The sequence below is a fragment of the Ralstonia pickettii genome (assembly GCF_030582395.1).
In the GTDB taxonomy this organism is placed as follows: Bacteria; Pseudomonadota; Gammaproteobacteria; order Burkholderiales; family Burkholderiaceae; genus Ralstonia; species Ralstonia pickettii_D.
The window spans coordinates 2,364,081-2,386,013 of the sequence record NZ_CP104381.1; the positions used below are offsets into that span (position 1 = coordinate 2,364,081).

The following is a 21,933-nucleotide window of genomic DNA, read 5'->3' on the forward strand; positions in this document are numbered from 1 at the left end:
TGGAACTCCTCGTGCGAAACATGGACCCGCCGCCATTCTGGCAGCCGGGCCAACCGTTTACCAACGTTTGTTGAACAGGACCGACGCGCCATTGATCGTACCGCCGCGTGCCACCACCGACCAACGCCGCGAAAACTGCCACGTCAGTTTGACGATGGAATCGGCCGTCGACAGGCTCTGCTCGTAGCCAACGGTGATGCGCTCCGAGATTGCCTTGCCGAGGCTTACCACCTGCGGGTCGGTCAGGCCTGCGGCGGACGGCCCGATCGAGAACTCGTCGAGCCCGAAGCGCCGTGCCACGTTCTTGCCCGCCACGTTGCCCAGCAGGCCGAGCGCCGCGCCTGACATCGCCTGCTGCTGACCCAGGCCGGCGTTCGATGCGCTATAGCCGAACATCAGCCACGAGAGCTTGTCTTCATCGGGCACGTTGGGCTCGGAGACAAGCGTGACGCGCGGCTGCCGCACCGTGCCGGTCACCTGCACGCCGGCTTCCACTTCCTGGTTACGGCGCATGGCGGTGATGTTGAACGACGGGTTGTTGATTGGCCCCACGAAGTTCAGCACGCCCCGTTCGATGGCCAGCTTGCGGCCGAACGCCTCGTACGTGCTGCCCTCGCGCACGTAGATCGTGCCGGTGCCGCGCAGGGGCACGAGCGGCTCGCTGTGCACATGCATCTGGCCACCAAGTGACAGGTCTGCTCCGGCACCCTTGAAGCGGAAGTTGTCGCCAAAATCGACATCGACATCGACCACCGGGCTGAAGCGGCCAGCCGGCTTTTCTTCGCGTTTGACACCGCGTTCGGCCTGGTTGCGGGCGGCATCGGTGCGGCGGACGATGACCACGTCGTCGCCCAACGAAGGCGCGCCGTCCTTCGGCAGATCGAACAGGCCGCGGTCGACCTTGAATTTGCCGGTGATGGCCACGCGGTCATTGTCGTTTGCAATGCGCGCCTGGCCCGACAGCACCAGCGTGCGGTCCGGATCGGCAAAGAGCTGCAGCTTGTCGGCCACGATGGAGCCCGCGAGGTTCGGGTTCGCCTCGCCGAGCTGCACGCGGCCCTGCGCACGCACGGTGCCGTCGCCGCCGTGGAACACCACCTCTTGCAGGTCGACCACGTTTTGGTCGAGCGCCACGCGCACCACCCCCTTGGTCAGGCGGATGCCCTGATCGTAAAGCGCCACGTCGATGTCCTGGCCGGTCAGGAAGCCGCTCACTTTGGGCGCGCCCACGGTGCCCGCAAACGTCAGGCTGGCAGCAAGCTGCCCGTCCGTTGCTACATCCGGCCCGAGCAGGTCGCCGATGCTCTTGAGGTGCGGCAGGCTGATCGTCAAGCCGCCGGAGAGCGGCGACGTGGGTGCCATGAGCGCCAGGGAGCCCGGTCCCGGATCCCGCACGAGCCCGACACCCGCATCAAGATAAAGATTGCCGACGCGCGTCGACTGCACATTCCCGCGCAGCCGGAGGCGCATGCCCTCGCCACGCGCTTCCACGGTCGCTTCGGTCAACCCCAATGCCGTGAAACCGCGGCCGGCATTGATGGACAGATCGCCGCTGCGGCGGGCGATGCGCGCCGTGCCGGTGGCCGTGCTGCCGAGATCCAGATCCCATTGCCCGTCGACGACGAGACCGGTGCGTACCGGCGGAGCCTGGCCCGTCCAGGCGCGCACAAGCTCCAGCACCCGCGCAATCTGCAAACCGTCGAAACGGCCGGCGCTGCGCACGTGGCCCTGGGCGGATTCGACACGCTCAATGTGGATGGGCGTCTGGTCCAGCGTCAGGTCTGCGCGGCCCATCATCAGGCGGCCCGGCGCCACCGACAGCCGCACCGGGGCCGTAAGTTGCAGGTTGGGCGCACCCTGCGCCGACAGCGTGGAGATCGTGCCGTCCCACCCATCGCCGTCCTTGCCGGGCGTCAGCGCCCCGTCGCCTGCCAGTGCAAACTTGAACGGCTGGTTGCGCACGTTGCCGTCGGCATCGGCGCGGAAGCGGTGGGCGCGGCGCGTGCCATCCAACGTGGCATGCACTTCTCGCAACGACAGGCTCGGGCCCGTCACGCGCTGCGCGGTCAACTCGAACAGCAAGGGCCCATCGATCCCATCGCGGATCTGCGCCCGGCCGTTGGCGGTGTCGATCTTGTTTCCCTGATAGGCAAGCTGATTGGCGCGGAACGTGGCATCCACTTGCGGGCGCTTGATCGTGCCAGAGACATCGCCGGACAAGGTGACTGCCCCGCTCACGCCAAGCTGCAAGCGTGCGAGCTGCGGCGCATCGATGTCGACATGCATGCGATCGCCGGCGGCGCCGAAACTGCCCCGCAGGCTGGCCTTGTTGCCGGCCACGTCGAGCCTGGCGTCGCTGGGCAGCAGACGTTCACCGCGCACGTGGACATTGCCCTCGCCGGTCATCGGCAAGCCTGCGTATTCGCTATCGCGCACGGAAAATTTGACGGCGGCGTCGATCGGCTCACCCAGCGAGCCGCGCGCGTCGAACTCGGCATTGACGCGGCCCTTTGCCACCTTGGCCAGCCGCGACGGATCGAACTCCGCCAGGTTGCCCTTGAAGGCGAACGACTGCGTATCGTCGTGCTTCAGCGTGCCCGCCAGCGTCAGCCGCGAGCGCCCCAGCGACACCTGGGCGCTCTCCACTGCAACCTGCGCCGCATCCAGCACGGCTTTCGCTTGCGCACGCATGTCCCCGCCCGCCAGATCAAGCGCCACGCGTTGCGTGCCACCCGCAAACTCCACGGTGATGGGGCCAGCAAGTTTCGTCTTCTCCAGCGATGCGTGCAGCGCCTGCAGATCGAGCTGGCGCACATCCACGCGAAGTACGCCATGCCCCTTCTGCACATCGGCGCCACCCGTGAGCGCCGCGCCGCCCAGCAGACGCACATCCAGCCCGGTGAGCTGCTGATCGATTTCGTTCAGCCGCACCTGCGCACGCAGCGATTGCAGCGGCAGCTTCTGCTTGTCGAGCGTGCCGGGCTGCGCGTTGTCGATCTGAATGGGACCGGCCACCGTCAGCGTCTTGGCCTTCTCGTCGGGGCGCAGGTCCGCGTGGATCGACAACGACGCTTCGGGCGCGCTTGGCGCAAACGCACGCGGATTCACGTGTTCCGCCGACACCACGGCACGCGACAGCGGCAGCGCCCCGAACGGCGTGGCATCGATCAGCGCCTGCGCGGTCAGCTTGGCGCCGGTGCCGGTTGCGTCGATATGCAGCGCTTCCAGCGAGCCCGACAGCTGCGCCGACACCGAGGCGTCCTGCTTCTGGCCGTTGACCTCAAACTGCGTCGCGAGTGTTGCCGCACCGGTGAGCGGATATGGCCGCGTGCCGGTCATGCGCAGCGTGGCGGCCAGCTTGCCGGCGGGCGATTCCATGCCGTCGAGCAGCACATTGTGGTGCGTGCCGTCGCTGTGCAGGCTGCCGGCAATCGATTTCAACTCGGTGGTCGACGTGCCCTGCCGGATGGCGAGGCGGTCGACGGCGAGGCGGTCCACATCCAGCGCCAGCGGCAGCGCCAGCGAATCGGGCGGACCGCTCGGCGGGGTGGGCGGCGTCGGATGCAGGATCACCTCGACATTGCCCGCACGGAGATACGCGAAATGCGCATGCCACGGCCCGCGCGTGATGGCCCAGCGGCCCTCCACATGGTCGATGCGCACTTCCGTGCTGCCCGCACGCACGTGCAGATCCCGCAGCGAGAGCCCTTCGCGTACCGTGCCGCCCTCCAGCTTGCCCGACACATAGGCGTTGCCGAAGCGCGTGGCGAGGGCCCACAACTGCGCCGTGCCGGATTGCGAATGGATGGCCCAGACCAGCCAGCCGGCGAGCCCCAGCACGATCGTCAGGACCAGGGCAGCAAAGGCACCGGACCAGCGCAGCGCGCGGCGGCCCCAGCCGCGCTTCGGACGCTCCGGACGTGGTGTAGCGGGTTGGTTCGATTCAGGCGTTTGCGGATTGGTCATCGTCATGTTCAGAACGCGATGCCCAGCGACACGCTCGGCCGGAACTGCTTCTGCTGAATGCCGTAGGCCATGTCGAGTTGGATTGGCCCCACCGGGCTCTTCCAGCGCACGCCGACACCCACCCCATTGAACCAGCGGCGCTCCGACCAGTTGTCGGTGGCCGTGCCGGTATCCCAGAACACGGCGGCGCCCCATTGCGGGAGGAACCAGCGTTGATACTCCAGCCCGCCGGTGACGAGGAACTTGGTCGGCAGCGTGCTGCCGTTCACGTCGTTACCGATGCTTTGGAAATCGTAGCCGCGCACCGACTGCGTGCCGCCCGTGCGGAAGCGCAGCGTGGCCGGTACACCATCGCCGGCACCGGAGGTGATGACAGCGCCCAGCTCGCCGCGTGCAACGAAGATGTCTCGCTGCCCCACCGGCACGAACTGGCGGATGCGGCTGTACGACCGCACGAACGATTGGTCGGTCAACACGCCTTTCACTGCCGCCCCGATCTGCGTGGTGATGATGTTGCCGCGGCGCGGAAACAGCGGGTCGTCCACATCGCGGCGCGTCCAGGCGAAACCCGGCACGAGCGCCTTGCTCAACTGGCGCTCGGCGCCTTCTGGCCGCAGGTCGTCATAGTAGAAATCAACGGTGAACGACGTCTCATAGATGCCGCGTACGCGCGTCTGCTTGAAGCCGGAGCGATAGCTGCGCGTCTCGGTGCCCGAGGTGTCGGTGCGGTCCATGCTGGTGTAGAGGCTGTTGACGTATTGCTTGTCGTCAGGCGGCACCGTCACGCCGGCAAACAGGTACTGGCGGCGTTGTTCGAGGCGGGCCTGCGTGTCGAGCACCCATGCCTTGCTGAACAGGTTCAGATATTGATAGCGCCCTTCCAGCGAGGCGCCGGTGTCGGTACCGTACCCCACACCGCTGGTGATGCGATTGGGCGGGTACTCACGCACGCGCACGCGCACCGGCGCGTTCACCGGGTTCTTCGGATCGTCGCCCAGGTCAACGATGGCGTTGGAGAAATACGGTTGCCCCTGGATGGCGGCCTGAAGTGACTGCAGTCGATCAGCCGAGTAATCCTCGCCCACCCGCAACGGGTTCACGTGGTTGATGATGCTGAGGGGATAGCGCGACAAGCCCTGCACGTCCAGCGGCCCCAACGTATACGCCGGACCGCTGTCATAGCCTACCGACAGGTCCGCCTTGCTTTCGTCCGGATCGACACGCGCCTGCGACGACGTCTGCTTGGCCGCGTAATAACGTTTGCTCTGCAGGGCGGCCAGACCGTCGTCCTTGGCTTTGTCCCAGCCTGCTTGGCGGAACGCCATCCCGTGCTGCAGGCTCCACGATTTTTTCAACTCGTCGATGCGCTTGGCGTCTTGCGTAACGGCGCCGCTGAAGTCGAGCGCCACATTGTCGATGGTGGTACGCGGGCCGGGCTCGACCTTCACGTTGACGATGCGATGGTCCGGCGGGCCTTCAAGCTTGGCGGTCGCCTTGGGCACGAAATAGCCTTCGGTGGCCGTCAGCTTGGTGACCTGGTCGCCAATGGTTTCGACCATGTACTGGAGCTGGTCGTCGGTGATGTCCTTGCGGTCTTTGTAGCGCGACAGGTCCAGATGGCGCTCGAGCAAGTCGCGAATGGACTTCGGCGCCTCGATCTTGACGTCGTATTCAGCGTGCGCCGGGGCGCAGATGAGGGACAGCGCAAAGCCCGCCGCCAGCGCGGCGCCGGGCAAACCCAGAAGACGGAAGCGTGGTGCTCGGAACGGTCGCGATGGTCGATTGGAGCCGGTCATCGTGGCAAGCGTGGCGCCGCCCCACGGGCCGGCTGAGTCGAAGGAAAGGCGTATTTGACCATACCGCCCCGGGCGGGTGCCCAGGCAAATGCAACGAACGCGCCCTTCCGGATCGGCGGAAGGGGTTTCGCACGCGCCGTGCCCAAGGCCGTTGCAACGGCCAATACGGTAAAATGCGCGGATTTTCCGCCCGGCATCTTTCCGCGCGGACAAGATCATCCAACATCACATACCGCCATGGCCCTGTACAAGTCCGAGATCACCCAGTTCCTGGAAGAACTCAAGACCCAGAAGCCCGACCTGGAAGCGCAGCAGCGCCAAGGGCGCTCCCTGCTGTGGGACAAGGACCCGATCGACCTGGAAGAGCGTGCACGCGCCAAGGCCGCACGCGTAGCGCAAAAGCCGTACGTCTATTCGCTGGACTGATCGGCCGACCGGCCTTCAGCCCGACCAGGCGCCCGCCGCATGACCACTTCCGCGCAGGACAAGCTGCCACTGCCCGTCGAGCTGCCCAGCGTGGCGCCCGATCAGGATTCCACGCCCGCGCAGGTTGATGGCCTCGCCTTTGCAAGGCTCTACGGCGAGCCGCTGTTCAAGCTTCCGCAGGATCTCTACATCCCGCCCGATGCGCTCGAGGTCTTCCTTGAAGCGTTTGAAGGGCCGCTGGATTTGCTGCTGTACCTGATCCGCCGCCAGAACTTCAATGTGCTGGACATTCCGCTGGCGCAGGTCACACGGCAGTATCTGGCGTACATCGAGCAGATTCGCGCGACCAACCTGGAGTTGGCTGCTGAGTACCTGCTGATGGCCGCCATGCTCATCGAGATCAAGTCGCGCATGCTGCTGCCGGTCAAGAAGACCGACGAAGGCGTGGAACCCGAAGACCCGCGCGCCGAGCTGGTGCGCCGCCTGCTCGAATACGAGCAGATGAAACTCGCCGCGCAAAAGCTGGACACCGTGCCGCAACTGGGCCGCGACTTTCTGCGCGCGCAGGTCTACATCGAGCAGAGCCTCGCGCCACGCTATCCCGACGTCAATTCCGACGACCTGCGTGCCGCGTGGGCCGACGTGCTGCGGCGGGCCAAGCTCACGCAGCACCACAAGATTTCGCGCGAAGAGCTGTCGGTGCGCGAGCACATGAGCCAGATTCTGCGCCGGCTGCAGCATGCACGGTTCATGGAGTTCACCGAGCTGTTCGAAGACGCGATCCAGTCCGGCAAGGGCGCGCCCATCGTGGTCGTCAACTTTGTCGCCATGCTCGAGCTTTCACGCGAATCGCTGCTCGAAATCACGCAAGCCGAACCGTACGCGCCCATTTACGTGCGCCTCGCCTATTCTCCGACGTAATTCGTCCGACCCGACTCGGGCCGAATCACACAACAACTATGAAAGTCATCTCGTCGATCCAGGAACTGCGCGATCAGCTGCGCGGCCAGAACCGCGTCGCCTTCGTGCCGACCATGGGCAACCTGCATGAAGGCCACCTGAGCCTGATGCGCCTGGCGCGCCAGCACGGCGACCCGGTGGTGGCGTCCATTTTCGTGAACCGCCTCCAATTCGGCCCGAACGAAGATTTCGACAAATACCCGCGCACGCTGCAGGACGACATCGAAAAACTGCAAAAGGAAGGTGTGTACGTGTTGTTTGCGCCCACCGAGCGCGACATGTACCCCGAGCCGCAGGAATATCGCGTCGAGCCGCCGCACGACCTTGGCGACACGCTCGAAGGCGAATTCCGCCCCGGCTTCTTCAAGGGCGTGTGCACGGTGGTGATGAAGCTGTTCTGCTGCGTGCAGCCGCGCGTGGCCGTGTTCGGCAAGAAGGACTACCAGCAGTTGATGATCGTGCGCCGCATGGCGCATCAGTTTGCGTTGCCGGTCGACATCGTCCCCGCCGAAACAGTCCGCGCGGATGATGGTCTGGCGCTGTCGTCGCGCAATGTCTACCTGACCAACGAAGAGCGCGCAGAAGCTCCTGAGCTGTATCGCACGCTGCATCAGGTGCGTCAGGACGTGCTGGAAACCGTGCTGCAGGGCCAGGCGTCGCACGAAGAGGTGACCACCAAGGCAATGGAATATCTGCGTGGCCGCGGCTGGCAACCCGACTACGTCGCCGTGCGCCGCCGCTCCGACCTGCAAGAACCGACGCCCGAGAACATCGCTGCGGGCGAACCGCTGGTCGTGTTGACGGCCGCCAAACTTGGCAAGACGCGCCTGATCGATAACCTCGAAATCTGAGGGATGCGGCAGCCGCGTCCTACGACAAAGCCCGGCAATGCCGGGCTTTTTTCATGCCGCCGCCGACGTATCGGCAACACTCGCCTGCGGGGGCGATTCTCCGAGCCACTCGAGAATGCCGCTCCACCGCTCCACGTCTTTGGCCACGCGCGAGGGCGCCACGTCCCACAACGTCAGGCCATGCGCGGCCAGTTGTACGTAGTTCTGGGTATCGCGCAGATAACCGAGGATCGGCACCTCCAGCCCCTGCACGAACCGCTGAAGCTGTTCTGCGGCGCGCGTGCGCATGTCCACGCGCATGCCGACCACGCCGAGCTTGACCTCGCCATGGCGCACCGGCTTTTCATCGGCCAGTTTCCGCAGGAAGGTCTGCGTGGCCAGGATGTCGAACATCGAGGGCTGCAACGGCACGATTACGTAGCCGGACATCTTGACGAGATCCGCCAGCCGCCAGCCGTGGAGACCCGCCGGCGTATCGAGCACCACGTGCGTCGTACCCTTGGGCGGCTTGGCGATGTGGTCGGCGTTGATTTCCCAGGTGCGGATGGGCTTGGCGGTCTCGGGGCGCAGCGCCAGCCACTCGCGTGAGGACTGCTGGCGGTCGGTGTCTCCCAGCATCACGGCATGATCCCGCGCGGCAAAGTAGCCGGCCAGATTGGTCGCCAGCGTGCTTTTGCCCACCCCGCCCTTCGGATTCGCTACAACGGCCACCGGCATGCCTGCCTCCTTGCGCTCGTCGAATCATGTGCCGAGTCGATCACTCGGCGGATCTGCCCATCCGCCAATTATGGCTCAGCCCGCACGTGGCAGCGTTCGGAAGAGCGCAGCGAGGTCCAGATGCGCTTCGCACGTGTCGGCCAGACGTTCGAGCGATGCTTCACGCAAGGCAGCATAGTCCTGCGCCCGCGCATCGCTCACACCGGCCCAGGCGAGCAACGCGCGGCACGCCTCGGGCGCGTCGAACAAGCCGTGCAGGTAAGTCGCCAGGATCTGCCCGTCGGCGGAGATCGCGCCATCTGCGCGGCCATCGTCCAGTTGAACGGCGGGGCGCGCAAGAGCCGCCCCCACGGTCACGCCCATGTGGATTTCATAGCCGTCGATGGCCGCACCGCTTTCGGCCAAGGTGCCGCGCACCTGACGCAACTGCTTGGCCGGCTCCAACGTGGTCTCGAAATCCAGATAGCCCAGACCCTGGACGCTGCCAGCTGCGCCTTCCAGCCCGTTCGGATCATGCAGGCGCCGCCCCAGCATCTGCATGCCGCCGCAGATGCCGATCAGCTTGCCTCCATAGCGCAGATGCCGCGCGATGGCCGCATCCCAGCCGTTGGCGCGCAGCCAGGCGAGATCGGCCTGCACGCTCTTGCTGCCGGGCAGGATGATGAGGTCGGCGGGCGGAATCGGCTGGCCAGGACCGACCAGGCGGACGTCCACCTGGGGGTGCGCGCGCAGCGCGTCGAAATCGGTGTGATTGGACACGCGCGGCAACACCGGAATGACGACGCGCAGCGCATCGGCCGAGGCTGCGCGCTGTGCCGTCTGCACCGCGTCTTCTGCGTCGAGGTGCAGGCCGTGCAGATACGGCAGCACGCCAAGCACCGGCTTGCCCGTCTGCGCGGTCAGCCAGTCGAGCCCGGGCCTCAGCAACGAAATATCGCCGCGAAACCGGTTGATGACGAAGCCCGCCACGCGCGCGCGCTCGCTGTCTGACAGGCAAGCGAGCGTGCCGAGCAGGTGCGCGAACACGCCGCCGCGATCGATGTCGGCGACGAGCACGACGGGACAATCGACGGCTTCGGCAAAGCCCATGTTGGCGATGTCGCGGTCGCGCAGGTTGACCTCCGCCGGGCTGCCGGCGCCCTCAACCAGCACAAGGTCGTAACGCGCACGCAGCCGTGTGTGCGATTCGAGCACGGCAGCCATGGCGGTGGGCTTGTAGTCGTGATACGCGCGAGCGTCGAGGTCGCAGCGCGCCTGGCCGTGGATGATGATCTGGGCGCCGGTGTCGCTGTTGGGCTTGAGCAGCACGGGGTTCATGTCGACCGTGGGCGCGACCCCCGCCGCCTGCGCCTGCAGGGCCTGGGCGCGGCCGATCTCGCCGCCATCTGCGGTGACAGCGCTGTTGAGCGCCATGTTCTGCGGCTTGAACGGCGCCACGCGCACACCGGCGCGATGCGCGACACGGCACAGGCCGGCGACCAGCGTGCTCTTGCCGGCATCGGACGTGGTGCCCTGGATCATCAGCGTGCCCCGAAGCGATGTGGGCGACACAGGAAATGGAGCTTTCGACATGCGCGGATTATCGCACCGGCGTTATCGTGCCTGGCTGCTCCGCCCCCGCTAAAATGCCGGAATGTCACGCCGCCTCACACTCGTTCTCGGGGGTGCCCGCTCAGGCAAGAGCCACCACGCCGAACAGCTCGCGCTGCAATGCGCGGGGGCCGTCACGTACGTTGCCACCGCCGGCGAGGGCGATGAAGAAATGCAATGGCGCGTGGCCCTGCATCGCGCACGCCGCCCGGCGAATTGGGGGCTGGTCGAAGAGCCCGTGCACCTCGCCGAAGCGCTCTACACGCACGCGCAGCACGGTGGCTGTGTGCTGGTCGATTGCATGACGCTGTGGCTCAACAATCTGCTCTTCTCGGAGCACCACGAATACCCCGAGACAGGCCTCGTCACCCCACCCGAAGCCTGGACGGCCGAGATTGACGCGCTGCTCACCGCCCTGCCGCTGCTGCCCGGCGAGGTGATCCTCGTCAGCAACGAAATCGGCCTGGGCGTGGTGCCGATGGGCGCTGTCACGCGGTTCTACGTGGACGAACTGGGCCGGCTGAACCAACGCCTCGCCGCACTGGCCGACAACGTTCATCTGCTGGTGGCGGGCATCCCGATGGTGGTCAAGGGGCCGGCACTCGGCGCTGCAACGTGAGCGTGTTGCAGGGCGGCGTATTCGATCTCGGGTGGCTGCTCGTGGCGCTCGCCGCGCTGGCGGGCGTGCTGCTCGACCGGCTGTTCGGAGAGGTGCCGAGCTGGCATCCATTGGTCGGCTTCGGGCGCCTCGCCAAAGCCATTGAGCGCTGGATGAATCGCGCACCGGCCGCGGTATCGTGGTCGCGCCTCGTTGGCGTCGTTGCATGGGCGATCGCCGTGTTGCCGCTCGTGCTGCTTGCAGGATGGCTCGTCGGCGTGGCGCGTGATGTGTCGCCCTGGCTCGTGGCAGCGCTTGATGCCGTTGCACTCTATTTCGCCATTGGCGCGCGCAGCCTGCACGAACACATCGCCCCGATCGCGCTTGCCCTGCGCGATGCGGATGTTCCCCGCGCACGCGCCCTCGCATCGCGCATCGTCTCGCGTGACCTCACGCAAGCCACGGATGAGCCCATCGCACGCGCCGCCGTGGAATCTGCGCTGGAGAATGGCAGCGATGCCATCTTCGCCCCGCTGTTTTGGCTCGTCGTGGCGGGCGCGCCGGGCGTGGTGCTGTATCGGTTGGCCAACACGCTCGATGCAATGTGGGGCTACCGCAATGCGCGCTTTACCGGCTTCGGCTGGGCGGCCGCGCGCATCGACGACGTGCTCAACTGGATTCCCGCCCGCCTCACGGCAATCAGCTATGCGCTGCTTGGCCACACCGCCGATGCGCTGAACTGCTGGCGCACGCAAGCGCAGCAATGGTCTAGCCCCAACGCCGGCCCGGTGATGGCCGCAGGCGCCGGCAGCCTGCGCGTTCAGCTCGGGGGTGCAGCACGCTACGACGGCGTGGAAGAAGCGCGCCCGTCGCTCGGCACGGGCGAGACAGCAACGGCAGCAGATATCGCACGCGCGTTGACGCTCGTGACGCGCACGTTGTGGTTGTGGCTCGGCGCACTTGGCTTGATTGCAACGCTGGCGTGGGGTCTGTCGTGAGCAGCATCGTCCACGGCGGCAATCTCGCGGCCGCACGCGCGCTGTATGGGGAGCCTGCCGGCGGCTGGCTCGACCTCTCCACGGGCATCAATCCGCATGGCTACCCCATCCCGCCGATTCCACCCGATGCGTGGTTGCGTCTGCCCGAAGACGACGGCCTCGAAGCGCTGGCCGCCGCGCACTACGGCGTGACCGACGCGCGCGCAGTGCTGGCGGTTGCAGGTTCGCAGGCGGCGATCCGCACGCTGCCGACCCTGCTGCCGCGCGGGCGTGCCGGCATCGCGCAGATCGGCTACAGCGAATACGCGCCCGCCTTTGCACGCGCCGGCCACGACGTTGTACCGTTGCCCGAAGGGGCCTTTCTCGGCGATCTGCCGAACGACGTACGCCACCTGGTTGTCGTCAACCCGAACAACCCGACGGCACGCTTGCTGCCTGCAGCAACGCTGCGCGATTGGCAAACGCGGCTGCAGGCGCGCGGCGGCACGTTGATCCTGGACGAGGCGTTTATCGAAGCGCTCGACGATGGCCCCACATTGGCACCCCTCGCCGGCACGCCGGGGCTCGTGGTGTTGCGCTCGATCGGAAAGTTCTACGGGCTGGCGGGCGCCCGCATCGGCTTCGCGCTTGCAGCACCGGAACTGCTGGCCGCACTGCGCGACGCGTTGGGGCACTGGACCGTCAATGGCCCGGCGCGTGCCGTCGTGCGTGCGGCGCTGGCCGATACCGCCTGGCAAGCTGCCACGCGGGCGCAATTGCAGCTTGCGGGCAGGCGGCTTTCGACGTTGCTTGATCGCCACGGGTTGCCGAATGCCGCAACACCGCTGTTTGCCTGGGCATCCGGCGCATATGCGCAGGCGCTGCACGCAAGCCTGGCGCGCCTCGGCATCTGGACCCGCCTGTTCGATGCACCCCTCAACGGCTTGCGCTTCGGCCTGCCCCCGGACGAGACTGGCTGGCAACGCCTTGCCGATGCGCTAGCATCGCTGTCGCACTCCGCTTGAACTGCCCCCCCCGATGCCCAATCGTCTCTCTCGCCTCACCCGTCGCCTGTATGTGTGCGGCCTGTCTGCCATTGCGGTCACGATCGCTGCCGCACCGGCATGTGCTGCCATTTCCGTCACAGACGATAGCGGCGCCACCGTGACGCTGCAGCGCCCCGCCCAACGCATCGTCAGCCTCGCTCCACATGCGACCGAGCTGCTGTTCGCGGCAGGCGGCGGTGGCCGCATCGTCGGCACCGTGGCTTACAGCGACTACCCGCCAGCCGCACGCGACATTCCCCACGTGGGGGATAACCGCTCGCTCGATCTGGAGCGCATCGCTGCCCTCAAGCCTGATCTGGTTGTGGTCTGGCGCCACGGCAACGCGCAAAAGCAGATCGACCGCCTGCGTGCACTCGGCATTCCGCTGTTCTTTTCCGAGCCGCATCGCATGAGCGATATTCCGCGCTCGATCGAGGCGCTGGGCACACTGCTCGACACGCGCGCGAGCGCGCACGACGCCGCGCAGCAATTCCGCCAACGCGCCGATACGCTGCGCCAACGCTACGCGAGCCGGCCGCCGGTTTCGGCGTTCTATCAGGTATGGGAACAGCCGCTGATGACGCTCAACGGCCAGCACATTTTCTCTGACGTGCTGGCGCTGTGCGGCGGCCGGAATGTGTTTGCCGGCGAGCCCTTGCTGGTGCCGACCGTTTCGCCCGAGGCCGTGATCGCAGCCAACCCCGAAGTGCTGCTCACCGCGAGCATGGGCGCCACGCAAGGCAGCCGTCCGATCGATACGCTTGACGCGTGGAAACGCTGGCCGCAATTGCTGGCGGTGCAACGTGGCAATCTCTTCAGCATCAACGGTGACCTGATCAACCGCTTTGGCCCGCGCCTGGTGGAAGCCGCAACGCTGTTGTGCGAAGACCTGGAACAAGCCCGAGCGCGGCGCCTCGGCTCGCAAGCCACCAACGGGCAGGGGCGCTAAACCGCGCGCGGGTCAACGGTTCCAGAACAACAGCACCGGCAACGTGTCGGGCAGCACGCGAAAGCCGCAGGCCGCCCCCCATTGCAACGGCCATTGCAGCGTCTCGGCCAGCGGCCGTTGCAACCAGTGCGCCGCGAGCGCACGCATACAGCCGGCATGCGTGACGGCCCACACGCACGAGCCCGGCATCGCAGTCGTTGCCTCGGCCCACCTCGTGACGCGCGCCAACAATTCTGCCGCCGACTCCCCGCCATGCGGATTGCCGTGCACGAGATCGCGCGCCCACTGGTCGATTTCCGCACGGGGGATGTCATCCCACTGGCAACCTTCCCAGGCGCCAAAGTCGAGTTCCATCAATTGCGCATCCAGTTCGATCAAAGGGAGTTGAGCCGCTTGCGCCATCGCTTCGGCCGTCACGCGGCTGCGTTGCAACGGGCTTGCCAGCAGACGATGCGGAGTGTGCGCGGCGAGTTTCTCGACGATGGCCGACGGCTCCGGGTCCATCGGCGAGGCCAGCTCCAGATCGGTGCGGCCATAGCAGAGACCTGCCGTCATGGCGGGCCGCGCGTGGCGGATCAGGATGACATCCATGCCAGCACTCCCCACAGAATCAGCAGCTCGAACATCTGCTGCGCCATGCCCAGACAATCGCCGGTGATGCCGCCGACGCGGCGCACGAAATAGCGGCCCAGCAGCCAGCGCGCGACGATCAAGCCGAGCACGATGAGCGCCGCGCACATCGGCCCGAACCACAGTAGAGGCACGACACCGAACGCGCCAGCCCATAACGCGTCGCTCCATCGCATCCGTTGCGCCACCGGCTTGGCCTTGCCTTCCGCCCGCACGTAGTCATGCGTGAGCAGGTAGCTGACGGCTGCGGCGCGGCTGGCAGCGTGCGCCGCCACCATTGCAACGAGAATGCCAATGCCATGCGGCGCCATCGCGCTCAGCAATTGCCACTTCAGCAGCAACGCCATGCACACGGCAATCGCCCCAAACGCGCCGATGCGTGAATCGTGCATGATGCGCAATCGGTCTTCAGGCGTGTAGCCGCCGCCGAAGCCGTCTGCGCAATCGGCCAGACCGTCTTCGTGAAACGCACCGGTCAGCAACAGCGTAGCGACCATCGACATGGCCACTGCCACACCGGGCACGGGCACCGTGCGCGACACGAGCCAATACACGGCCGCTGCTGCGGCGCCCACCAACCACCCGATCAGCGGAAAGTAGCGCGCCGCGCGATTCAGCCCCGCTTGCGAGAACCCGACCGACGCAGGCACGGGGATGCGGGTGAAATACCCGACCGCCGTCCACAGCGCTTGCCAATGTTCGCGCAAGGGACTCATGGCGATGCGCGCTCGCTTACGCCTGCGCTGGCGAAGGTTGCCATCTCGCGCAGGAATGCCACGGCCGACACGACGACCGGATACGCCAGCACCGCACCGCTGCCCTCGCCCAGTCGCAACGACAGCGACAACAGCGGCCGCGCATCGAGCACCTCCAGCAGGGCGCGATGCCCACGCTCGTCCGAGACATGACCGAACACGCAATAGCGCAGCACGTCAGGCGCCGCACGGGCCGCCACCAGCACGGCGGCCGTGGCGATAAACCCATCCACGAGGATGACCATGCGCCGCTGCGCCGCCTCAAGCACCGCCCCTACCATTGCGGCAACTTCGAAGCCGCCGAAGCAGGCAAGCACGTCCAGCGGCTCACGTACATCAGCATGCCTCGCCATTGCGGCTTCCAGCACGGCCCGCTTGTGGGCGAGGCCGTCATCGTCTAGCCCAGTGCCGCGGCCAACGCATTGCGCGACGGGAAGGTCGCACAACCGCGCCATCAGGCACGCGGCAGACGCCGTGTTGGCGATACCCATTTCACCCAGCGCGATCACGTTGGTCCCGAGCGCCGCGTGGTGTGCCACGCGCTGCGCACCGAGTGCCATGGCGCGATCGCGCTCGTCGGCGGTCATGGCCGTTTGCTGAACACCCTCGGCGGCAAAGTTCCGCGTTCCGGGGCCAACGGGCGCATCGACCAGACCCGGCGTATCGGTCGTCCACAACGGCGCAGCAACGCCGGCATTCACCACCTCCAGCGCAAACCCATGCTGACGGCAGAACACGTTGACGGCCGCACCGCCTGCGATGAAGTTGAGCACCATCTGCGCAGTCACCGCTTGGGGGTACGCGCTCACGCCAGCGTGGGCGATGCCGTGGTCTGCGGCAAACACCACCATTGCGGGACGCGTGAGCTGCGGCGTGTCGGTGTTCTGGATCAGGCCGATCTGCACCGCCAGCGATTCGAGCCGGCCCAGTGCGCCCAGCGGCTTGGTCTTGCTGTCCACGGCGGCCTGCAGGCGCGCGCGCAACGCATCGTCAAATGGTGGAATGTGCACGGCTTGATTCATCACAGTTCGACTCCCGGCTGCGCCTGGATGCCTTGGGAAAACGCATGCTTGACGAGCGTCATGTCAGTCACGGTGTCGGCAGCCTCAATCAACTCGGGCGGCGCACCGCGTCCGGTGATCACCACATGCTGGGCCGGCGGCCGCGCGCGCAAATCGGCCAGCACACTCCGCACGTCAAGGTAGTTGTACTTGAGCGCAATGTTCAGTTCATCCAGCAGAACCAGGCCGATGGTCGGATCGCTCAGCAGCTCGCGTGCGCAGGCCCATGCAGCTTGCGCCTTTTCAGTGTCGCGCGTGCGGTCCTGCGTCTCCCAGGTGTAGCCCTCGCCCATCACGTGGAAGCTGCATTGTTCGGGAAAACGGCGCAGGAAGCGCTCTTCGCCCGTTGGGATCGCGCCCTTGATGAACTGCACCACGCCGACCTGCATGTCGTGGCCCATGGCGCGGATCACCATGCCAAATCCGGAGCTGGATTTGCCCTTGCCGTTCCCGGTGTTGACGAGCAGCACGCCGCGCACGTCGGTGGCGGCGGCGATCTTGGCATCCACTACGGCCTTCTTGCGCTGCATGCGCGAGCGGTGGCGCTCGTTCAGCGCGTCATTGTTCTCTTCAGTCGTCATCGGAGTCATCAGGAATCAAGGCCGTATGGCGGCCGTTGGCCACCTCGGCAATAGGCGTGCGCAGCACACGTGCGCAATGCTCGGGGGTCAGCACCTCGGCTGCGATCCCGGCGGTCGTGTGACCGGCGCCGTCCATCAGCAGCGCATGCGTCGCGAAGCGGCGCGCGAGGTTCAAGTCGTGCACGGTCAGCACGACCAGCCAGCCCTGTTTGCGGCAGCCTTCGCGCAGCAGGCGGAGCACGGCAACCTGCTGATGCAAATCGAGGTGAGCGACGGGCTCGTCGAGCAGCAGCACGCGCGCCTCCTGCGCCACCACGGCAGCCATCGCCACGCGCTGACGCTCACCGCCAGAAAGCGTGCGCACATCGCGTTCTGCCAGCGACTGCAACTGCAGCGCCGACACCGCTGCATCCACAGCGCGCGCATCGGCATCTCCCTCCCATTCCCAGCGCGCGAGATGCGGGTGGCGGCCGGTCATCACCGCGTCGTACACGTTGATGGGAAAGGTGTCGTGCAAGGTCTGCGGCAGAAACGCGCGACGGCGGGCCATCGCCAGCGGCGGCCAATCGGCAAGCGGCACACCGTCAAGCGCGACGCTGCCGCCGTCCGGCGAACGCAAGCCCGCCAGTACCGAAAGCCAGGTCGACTTGCCCGCGCCATTCGGGCCGACCACGCACCAGAGCTGGCCGGCGGTGGCCGTCATCGATAAGCGCTCAACCAGCACACGCCCATCGACCGCCACTCGCAGATCGCGTAGCGCCAGTTCGGGCGCCGCGTCCAATTGCGCGAATGCATCCGGGGCAGGACTTGGGCGGCGCCGCCAGCTCATCGCGCGCTCCGCATCAGCAGGTAAAGAAACGTCGGCACGCCCAGCAGCGTGGTGATCACGCCCACAGGCAGCTGAGTCGGGGCGATCAGCGTGCGGGCGATCAGGTCGGCCAGCATCAGCAGCCCGCCGCCGGCCATCGCCGTAGCGGGCAAGTGGATGCGCACGTCGCGCGTCCACGCCAGGCGCACCATGTGCGGCACCAGCAAGCCAACAAAGGCGACGGAACCCGCAATGGTGACTGCCACCGCCGTGCAAAGCGAGGCCACCACGTAGATCAGCGCACGCACCCGCGCCACGGGCACGCCCAGCGCACGGGCACGGGTTTCGCCGGTCAGCAGCACGTTCAGGTCACGCGCATGCGGCAGCACCACAGCCACGGCGGCCACGAGCGCCATCAACGGACCAACATAACGATCGGCGCCACCCAGGTCGCCGACCATCCAGAAAATCATGCCGCGCAGCTTGTTCTCCGGCGCAACCGTCAGGATGAGGGTGATCAGGCCGACCCAGCCGGAGGCCATCACCACGCCGCCAAGCAGCAGGCGCGCGTTGGCCTCGCCGGGCTCACCACGCCAGAGGTGCTGACGCGCCAACGCCGCCACCAGCGCCATCGACAGCAAGGCGCCCGCGCCGGCACTCGTCTGCACCGCCCACCACGGCAGCGAAAACAACATTGCTGTGAGCGCCGCCACCGCGCCGCCACCGGACACGCCCAGCACATACGGATCGGCCAGCGGATTGCGCAGCAGCATCTGCATCAGCGCTCCGGCAAAGGCCAGCAGCCCGCCGGCGGCAAACGCAGCGCCCGCACGCGGCAGGCGCAACTCGGTGACGATGCCCGCTGCCAGGCTATCGCCACCGCTATTGCCAAAATAGAGGGCCCGCCAGACCTCGGCGGGCGAAAGATTCACACTGCCGAGCATCAACGACGCCACCAGCACCACCGCGCACGCAAGCGCCAACAGCGACCACAGTCGCCAGGCAAAACCGCGTGCGGGCAGTGCAGGTATTGTCATCGCTTCGGTTCGTGCTGTTGCCACGACAGCGTGAAGAACACCCCACGCGACGCCGTGTTGTACGGGTAGATCAACTGGTAGTTCTTGTTCGTCACGTTCTCGACCCGTGCCGACACTGCCCAGTCAGGCGTGATCTGGTAGCGGCCGACCAGGTTCAGCAGGCCATAGCCGCCGAGCGTCTTGGTCGAATCCTGACGATCTCCCGCCGCATTCCACTCCACACCCGCCGAGAACGGCCCGAACGTCTTGTATGCCGAGACGCTGCCGAAGTGCCGCGCACGGCGCGACAGCAACTGGTTGGCCGACAAGTCCTGCGGGTTCTGCATGGTAAAGCTGGCACGCAGATCCACGCCATAGATCGAACCGCGGTAGGAGGTCTCCAGCCCGTTCACACGCGCGCGGTTGACGTTGGCCGCCGTGAAGGTGCCCGCCACCGGATCGAACACGCTGGTGATCAGGTTGCTGTAGTCGGTCTCGAACGCTGTCACGCGCACCAGGCCCATCGCGCTGCTGTATTCGACGCCGCCTTCCACTGAACGCGCCTTCTCAGGCTGTACATTCGGGCTGCCGAAGAACGGGTAGTAAAGCTCGTTGAAGCTGGGCGCGCGGAAGGCATTGCTCACGCTCGCCACCGCCTTCCATTGCGGATTGAATGCGAAGCCGTAACCGGCGTAGTAGCTGTTCGCGCCACCAAAGTCCGAGTAGCGGTCACGGCGCAGATTCAACTGCAATTGGTGTGGACCGAACTTGCCTTCGTAACCGATGTAGCCGGAATCGACATTGCGCGTGGGCACGTTGTAGGCATCGCTGTCGATGCTGGTCTGCAGATGCTCCAGTCCCACCTTGAGCAGCTGATTCGGCATGAAAGCCCAGTCGTTCTGCCAGCTCGCTGTTTGGTTGCGGGTATTGAAGCGCGCCGGCACCTGCAACACGCCATTCGTGAAATTCAAGCTTCGGTCGTCGCCTTGCGACAGCGTTACGCGCGTCTTCCAGTCCTGCGTGACCTTGCCGTCCACATAGGCAGACATCGAGCGCACCACGTTGTGTGCAACATTGTTGTCGGTGGGCTTGCCGAAAGCGTTGTCGTAGCTGACGTCGCCCCAGGTCTGGAAGTACGTCAGGCCCGCTTGCCAATCTGCGGAGAAACGATGCGACAACTGCGCCGACACGCTCTTGTTCGTGTAGGGATTGTCGTTCGGGTTGGCCTTGGGCGCCTGCAGCGGGTTGATGGTCGAAAACCCGTTGGTCTTGAATTCGGACACCGACACCGCAAACGACGTATCGCCGTTCTCGCCCAGCGAGCCGCTGATGCCAGCCTGCGCGCGCTTGGTATTGCGGGCGCCGTACTCGATCTCGGCATTGGCCAGCGGGCCATGGCCGCGACCGTTGCGCGTGAAGATCTGCACCACGCCGCCAATCGCGTCGGAGCCGTACAGCGCAGACACGTTGCCACGCACCACCTCGATGTGATCGATCTGATCGGACATCAATTGCGCGATCTGCGCACCACCCGAGGTGCCGGACGCCACGCGCACACCGTCAATCAGAACCAGCGTCTGATTGGAGCCGGCGCCGCGCATGAACAGGCTGGCGTTGGTGCCAGGGCCGCCGTTCTGCGCGATTTCGATGCCGGCCTCGCGGCGCAGCAGCGTCACCGCATCCGGTGCCTGCGAGCGCTCGATGTCAGCGCGGCTGATGACCGTCGTGTGCGGCAGTGCATCCGACAGAGGCTGCTCGCTGCGCGAGGCCGTCACCACCGTCGGATTCAGCTCGCCGACGGGCGTGCTGGCGACCTGTGTGTTGCTTTGTGCCCAGGCCGGCGCAACTGCACCCGCCATGACCCCCGTGAGTGCGCCCGCAAGCGCGCGCATGGCCGTCCGGGGCATCCGGAGTGGCCGCTTTGTAGTCAAGCTCATGTTGAAAAGACAAGAAGCGTCAGCCGGACCCGTTCCCCCGCGGGTCGCTGGCAGCAGGATCTCGATGCGATTCCCTCCAGGGTTGCACATCGGCTCGGAGATCCACCGTCCTGGCCGGTATCCGGGCTGGCGAAGCGGCCTGTCCGCCTTCCCATTCCCGAAGGAACAGTGGCATCTGGACAGACCGCGCGGTACCCATCTTCTTTTCGAGATGGCGGGCACACGCGGCGTTCGCTTACCGTTGCGGGGGCAGCGCAGGTTGGCGCATCGCTTGGGGCGCGCGCTCCCTGCTTCCCGTTTAACTGCAGATGGTGCTGCGGGCACCAGGACGCGGCGAAGTTTAACGGAAAAGGCACACCAAACCCGTCGCAGTCGCGGTAAAAACACACCCTCCGCATGCTGTGCCCGCGGCGACGCCTCATGCCGCCACCTATTGCGCATCCGTATGGAGGACAGGCGCGACGCGCATGATCGGCTAAAATCCCCCCACTCGATTCTGATTGACACCCAATGCTGAACGAACTCGAACAACTTGCCGGCAAGATCGCGCGCGTGCTGCGTCACGCCGATGCGCTCGCCGCCGAGAACCAGCGCCTGCGCGCCGAAGTCGAGCGGCTTCAGGCGGAAGCCGAGGCGTTCAAGACCGAGCGCGACGCGATGGTCGCCGATCGCAGCGTGCTCAATGCCAAGATCGAAGAAGCGCAACTGCGCATCCAATCGATTCTCGACAAGCTGCCCACGGCCACCGACGCCCGCCAGCTTGACCTCCTCGGCCAGGCCGCCGGCGCCGACGATACAGCGGCCGCCCCCGCCCCGCACTCGGAGACCTAAGCATGAGCAGCAAGCAAATTGAAGTGAACATCGCCGGGCAGGCCTACAAGTTTGCGGTCTCGGCCGATAACGAGGCCGCGCTGCGTGAGGCCGCGGCCATGGTCGACAACCAGATGACGCGCATCAAGAACGGCTCGAGCACCAAGGGCATCGAGCGCGTCGCCGTCATGGCCGCCATCAGCATTGCATCGGATTTGCTGTCGATGCAACGCCAGGCCGCATCCGATTCCGCCCTGCCGATCGATACGATTCGCGCCAAGCTGGCCGATCTGAACGCCCGCACGGACGAGGCGCTGCGCCAGTACGGCGAGGTCATTTGACTCAGTACAAAACGTGTTTGTAACCGGATCGCATCCGGGCTTGGGTTCGGATGCGAACGGGTGTATAGTGTCTCCCAACGGCTTCCGGCATCTCCCGCAAACCCTTGCAGCATAAGGC

Annotated in this window: 20 protein-coding genes and 1 riboswitch; of the genes, 9 read left to right on the top strand and 11 right to left on the bottom strand. The window is 66.2% G+C overall.

Features of this window, described 5'->3' with window-relative positions; translation table 11 throughout:
* Positions 1–57: 57 nt before the first annotated feature.
* Together N5B55_RS11445 and N5B55_RS11450 are read right to left on the bottom strand one after the other, a co-directional pair.
* Positions 58–3,966: a translocation/assembly module TamB domain-containing protein gene (locus N5B55_RS11445; RefSeq protein WP_304538232.1), complete on the bottom strand. Its 3,909-nt coding sequence runs from the start codon at positions 3,964–3,966 to the stop codon at positions 58–60.
* 8 nt (positions 3,967–3,974) lie between these two features.
* Positions 3,975–5,762 carry an autotransporter assembly complex protein TamA gene (locus N5B55_RS11450; protein WP_304538233.1) on the bottom strand — a complete coding sequence of 596 codons (1,788 nt, stop codon included), beginning with the start codon at positions 5,760–5,762 and terminating at the stop codon, positions 3,975–3,977.
* Between the two features lie 237 nt (positions 5,763–5,999).
* On the opposite strand from N5B55_RS11450, the gene N5B55_RS11455 reads away from it, so the two are divergent.
* Genes N5B55_RS11455 through panC form a run of 3 tightly spaced genes read left to right on the top strand, consistent with a single transcriptional unit; the run spans position 6,000 to position 7,999 of the window.
* Positions 6,000–6,188 (top strand): DUF3460 family protein, encoded by a 189-nt coding sequence (locus N5B55_RS11455; protein WP_012762570.1) that lies wholly within the window; start codon positions 6,000–6,002, stop codon positions 6,186–6,188.
* Between the two features lie 39 nt (positions 6,189–6,227).
* Positions 6,228–7,109, top strand: coding sequence for a segregation and condensation protein A (locus N5B55_RS11460; protein WP_116575432.1), 882 nt, complete (start codon positions 6,228–6,230; stop codon positions 7,107–7,109).
* Between the two features lie 38 nt (positions 7,110–7,147).
* Positions 7,148–7,999 carry a pantoate--beta-alanine ligase gene (panC, locus tag N5B55_RS11465; protein ID WP_012762572.1) on the top strand — a complete coding sequence of 284 codons (852 nt, stop codon included), beginning with the start codon at positions 7,148–7,150 and terminating at the stop codon, positions 7,997–7,999.
* A gap of 51 nt (positions 8,000–8,050) precedes the next feature.
* On the opposite strand, the gene N5B55_RS11470 is transcribed toward panC, so the two are convergent.
* Positions 8,051–8,716 (bottom strand): ParA family protein, encoded by a 666-nt coding sequence (locus N5B55_RS11470; protein ID WP_304538234.1) that lies wholly within the window; start codon positions 8,714–8,716, stop codon positions 8,051–8,053.
* A gap of 75 nt (positions 8,717–8,791) precedes the next feature.
* On the bottom strand, positions 8,792–10,288 hold the full coding sequence (locus N5B55_RS11475; RefSeq protein ID WP_304538235.1) for a cobyric acid synthase: 1,497 nt from the start codon (positions 10,286–10,288) through the stop codon (positions 8,792–8,794).
* Positions 10,289–10,349: 61 nt separating this feature from the next.
* On the opposite strand from N5B55_RS11475, the gene cobU reads away from it, so the two are divergent.
* Genes cobU through N5B55_RS11495 form a run of 4 tightly spaced genes read left to right on the top strand, consistent with a single transcriptional unit; the run spans position 10,350 to position 13,876 of the window.
* Positions 10,350–10,925 (top strand): bifunctional adenosylcobinamide kinase/adenosylcobinamide-phosphate guanylyltransferase, encoded by a 576-nt coding sequence (gene cobU / locus N5B55_RS11480; RefSeq protein WP_304538236.1) that lies wholly within the window; start codon positions 10,350–10,352, stop codon positions 10,923–10,925.
* Entirely contained in the window at positions 10,922–11,902 is a 981-nt protein-coding gene (gene cbiB, locus N5B55_RS11485) for an adenosylcobinamide-phosphate synthase CbiB (RefSeq protein ID WP_304538237.1), read from the top strand. The genes cobU and cbiB overlap by 4 nt, the downstream gene beginning before the upstream one ends.
* Positions 11,899–12,906 carry a threonine-phosphate decarboxylase CobD gene (gene cobD, locus N5B55_RS11490; protein WP_304538238.1) on the top strand — a complete coding sequence of 336 codons (1,008 nt, stop codon included), beginning with the start codon at positions 11,899–11,901 and terminating at the stop codon, positions 12,904–12,906. The genes cbiB and cobD overlap by 4 nt, the downstream gene beginning before the upstream one ends.
* Positions 12,907–12,919: 13 nt before the next feature.
* Positions 12,920–13,876 carry a cobalamin-binding protein gene (locus N5B55_RS11495; RefSeq protein ID WP_304538239.1) on the top strand — a complete coding sequence of 319 codons (957 nt, stop codon included), beginning with the start codon at positions 12,920–12,922 and terminating at the stop codon, positions 13,874–13,876.
* 12 nt (positions 13,877–13,888) lie between these two features.
* On the opposite strand, the gene cobC is transcribed toward N5B55_RS11495, so the two are convergent.
* The 7 genes from cobC to N5B55_RS11530 are packed head-to-tail and all read right to left on the bottom strand — an operon-like array spanning position 13,889 to position 20,634.
* A complete protein-coding gene (gene cobC / locus N5B55_RS11500; protein WP_304538240.1) occupies positions 13,889–14,467 on the bottom strand; it encodes an alpha-ribazole phosphatase in 579 nt (192 codons plus the stop codon).
* On the bottom strand, positions 14,452–15,222 hold the full coding sequence (locus N5B55_RS11505) for an adenosylcobinamide-GDP ribazoletransferase (RefSeq protein WP_178960530.1): 771 nt from the start codon (positions 15,220–15,222) through the stop codon (positions 14,452–14,454). Before N5B55_RS11505 ends, cobC begins: the two co-directional genes overlap by 16 nt.
* On the bottom strand, positions 15,219–16,283 hold the full coding sequence (cobT, locus tag N5B55_RS11510) for a nicotinate-nucleotide--dimethylbenzimidazole phosphoribosyltransferase (protein ID WP_065859927.1): 1,065 nt from the start codon (positions 16,281–16,283) through the stop codon (positions 15,219–15,221). The genes N5B55_RS11505 and cobT overlap by 4 nt, the downstream gene beginning before the upstream one ends.
* Positions 16,283–16,903: a cob(I)yrinic acid a,c-diamide adenosyltransferase gene (gene cobO, locus N5B55_RS11515; protein ID WP_304538241.1), complete on the bottom strand. Its 621-nt coding sequence runs from the start codon at positions 16,901–16,903 to the stop codon at positions 16,283–16,285. The genes cobT and cobO overlap by 1 nt, the downstream gene beginning before the upstream one ends.
* Complete coding sequence (locus tag N5B55_RS11520; protein WP_304538242.1) at positions 16,893–17,732, bottom strand: ABC transporter ATP-binding protein; 840 nt, start codon at positions 17,730–17,732, stop codon at positions 16,893–16,895. Before N5B55_RS11520 ends, cobO begins: the two co-directional genes overlap by 11 nt.
* Positions 17,729–18,748: a FecCD family ABC transporter permease gene (locus N5B55_RS11525; protein WP_304538243.1), complete on the bottom strand. Its 1,020-nt coding sequence runs from the start codon at positions 18,746–18,748 to the stop codon at positions 17,729–17,731. Before N5B55_RS11525 ends, N5B55_RS11520 begins: the two co-directional genes overlap by 4 nt.
* Positions 18,745–20,634 (bottom strand): TonB-dependent receptor plug domain-containing protein, encoded by a 1,890-nt coding sequence (locus N5B55_RS11530; RefSeq protein ID WP_304538244.1) that lies wholly within the window; start codon positions 20,632–20,634, stop codon positions 18,745–18,747. The genes N5B55_RS11525 and N5B55_RS11530 overlap by 4 nt, the downstream gene beginning before the upstream one ends.
* Positions 20,635–20,759: 125 nt before the next feature.
* Positions 20,760–21,007: riboswitch (cobalamin riboswitch) on the bottom strand.
* 167 nt (positions 21,008–21,174) lie between these two features.
* Here N5B55_RS11530 and N5B55_RS11535 point away from each other — a divergent pair.
* Together N5B55_RS11535 and N5B55_RS11540 are read left to right on the top strand one after the other, a co-directional pair.
* Positions 21,175–21,495 carry a hypothetical protein gene (locus N5B55_RS11535; protein ID WP_012762586.1) on the top strand — a complete coding sequence of 107 codons (321 nt, stop codon included), beginning with the start codon at positions 21,175–21,177 and terminating at the stop codon, positions 21,493–21,495.
* Between the two features lie 2 nt (positions 21,496–21,497).
* Entirely contained in the window at positions 21,498–21,815 is a 318-nt protein-coding gene (locus N5B55_RS11540; RefSeq protein ID WP_012762587.1) for a cell division protein ZapA, read from the top strand.
* Positions 21,816–21,933 lie beyond the last annotated feature (118 nt).

What these genes read in the sequence shown, in the direction of transcription:
- N5B55_RS11460 (WP_116575432.1), top strand. Translation starts at nt 6,228, where the DNA reads ATGACCACTTCCGCGCAGGACAAGCTGCCACTGCCCGTCGAGCTGCCC.
- cobO (WP_304538241.1), bottom strand. Translation starts at nt 16,903, where the DNA reads ATGACGACTGAAGAGAACAATGACGCGCTGAACGAGCGCCACCGCTCG.
- cobC (WP_304538240.1), bottom strand. Translation starts at nt 14,467, where the DNA reads ATGGATGTCATCCTGATCCGCCACGCGCGGCCCGCCATGACGGCAGGT.
- N5B55_RS11455 (WP_012762570.1), top strand. Translation starts at nt 6,000, where the DNA reads ATGGCCCTGTACAAGTCCGAGATCACCCAGTTCCTGGAAGAACTCAAG.
- N5B55_RS11520 (WP_304538242.1), bottom strand. Translation starts at nt 17,732, where the DNA reads ATGAGCTGGCGGCGCCGCCCAAGTCCTGCCCCGGATGCATTCGCGCAA.
- N5B55_RS11505 (WP_178960530.1), bottom strand. Translation starts at nt 15,222, where the DNA reads ATGAGTCCCTTGCGCGAACATTGGCAAGCGCTGTGGACGGCGGTCGGG.
- N5B55_RS11445 (WP_304538232.1), bottom strand. Translation starts at nt 3,966, where the DNA reads ATGACCAATCCGCAAACGCCTGAATCGAACCAACCCGCTACACCACGT.
- panC (WP_012762572.1), top strand. Translation starts at nt 7,148, where the DNA reads ATGAAAGTCATCTCGTCGATCCAGGAACTGCGCGATCAGCTGCGCGGC.
- cobT (WP_065859927.1), bottom strand. Translation starts at nt 16,283, where the DNA reads ATGAATCAAGCCGTGCACATTCCACCATTTGACGATGCGTTGCGCGCG.
- N5B55_RS11475 (WP_304538235.1), bottom strand. Translation starts at nt 10,288, where the DNA reads ATGTCGAAAGCTCCATTTCCTGTGTCGCCCACATCGCTTCGGGGCACG.
- cobU (WP_304538236.1), top strand. Translation starts at nt 10,350, where the DNA reads ATGTCACGCCGCCTCACACTCGTTCTCGGGGGTGCCCGCTCAGGCAAG.
- N5B55_RS11525 (WP_304538243.1), bottom strand. Translation starts at nt 18,748, where the DNA reads ATGACAATACCTGCACTGCCCGCACGCGGTTTTGCCTGGCGACTGTGG.
- N5B55_RS11535 (WP_012762586.1), top strand. Translation starts at nt 21,175, where the DNA reads ATGCTGAACGAACTCGAACAACTTGCCGGCAAGATCGCGCGCGTGCTG.
- N5B55_RS11540 (WP_012762587.1), top strand. Translation starts at nt 21,498, where the DNA reads ATGAGCAGCAAGCAAATTGAAGTGAACATCGCCGGGCAGGCCTACAAG.
- N5B55_RS11450 (WP_304538233.1), bottom strand. Translation starts at nt 5,762, where the DNA reads ATGACCGGCTCCAATCGACCATCGCGACCGTTCCGAGCACCACGCTTC.
- N5B55_RS11470 (WP_304538234.1), bottom strand. Translation starts at nt 8,716, where the DNA reads ATGCCGGTGGCCGTTGTAGCGAATCCGAAGGGCGGGGTGGGCAAAAGC.
- N5B55_RS11530 (WP_304538244.1), bottom strand. Translation starts at nt 20,634, where the DNA reads ATGCCCCGGACGGCCATGCGCGCGCTTGCGGGCGCACTCACGGGGGTC.
- N5B55_RS11495 (WP_304538239.1), top strand. Translation starts at nt 12,920, where the DNA reads ATGCCCAATCGTCTCTCTCGCCTCACCCGTCGCCTGTATGTGTGCGGC.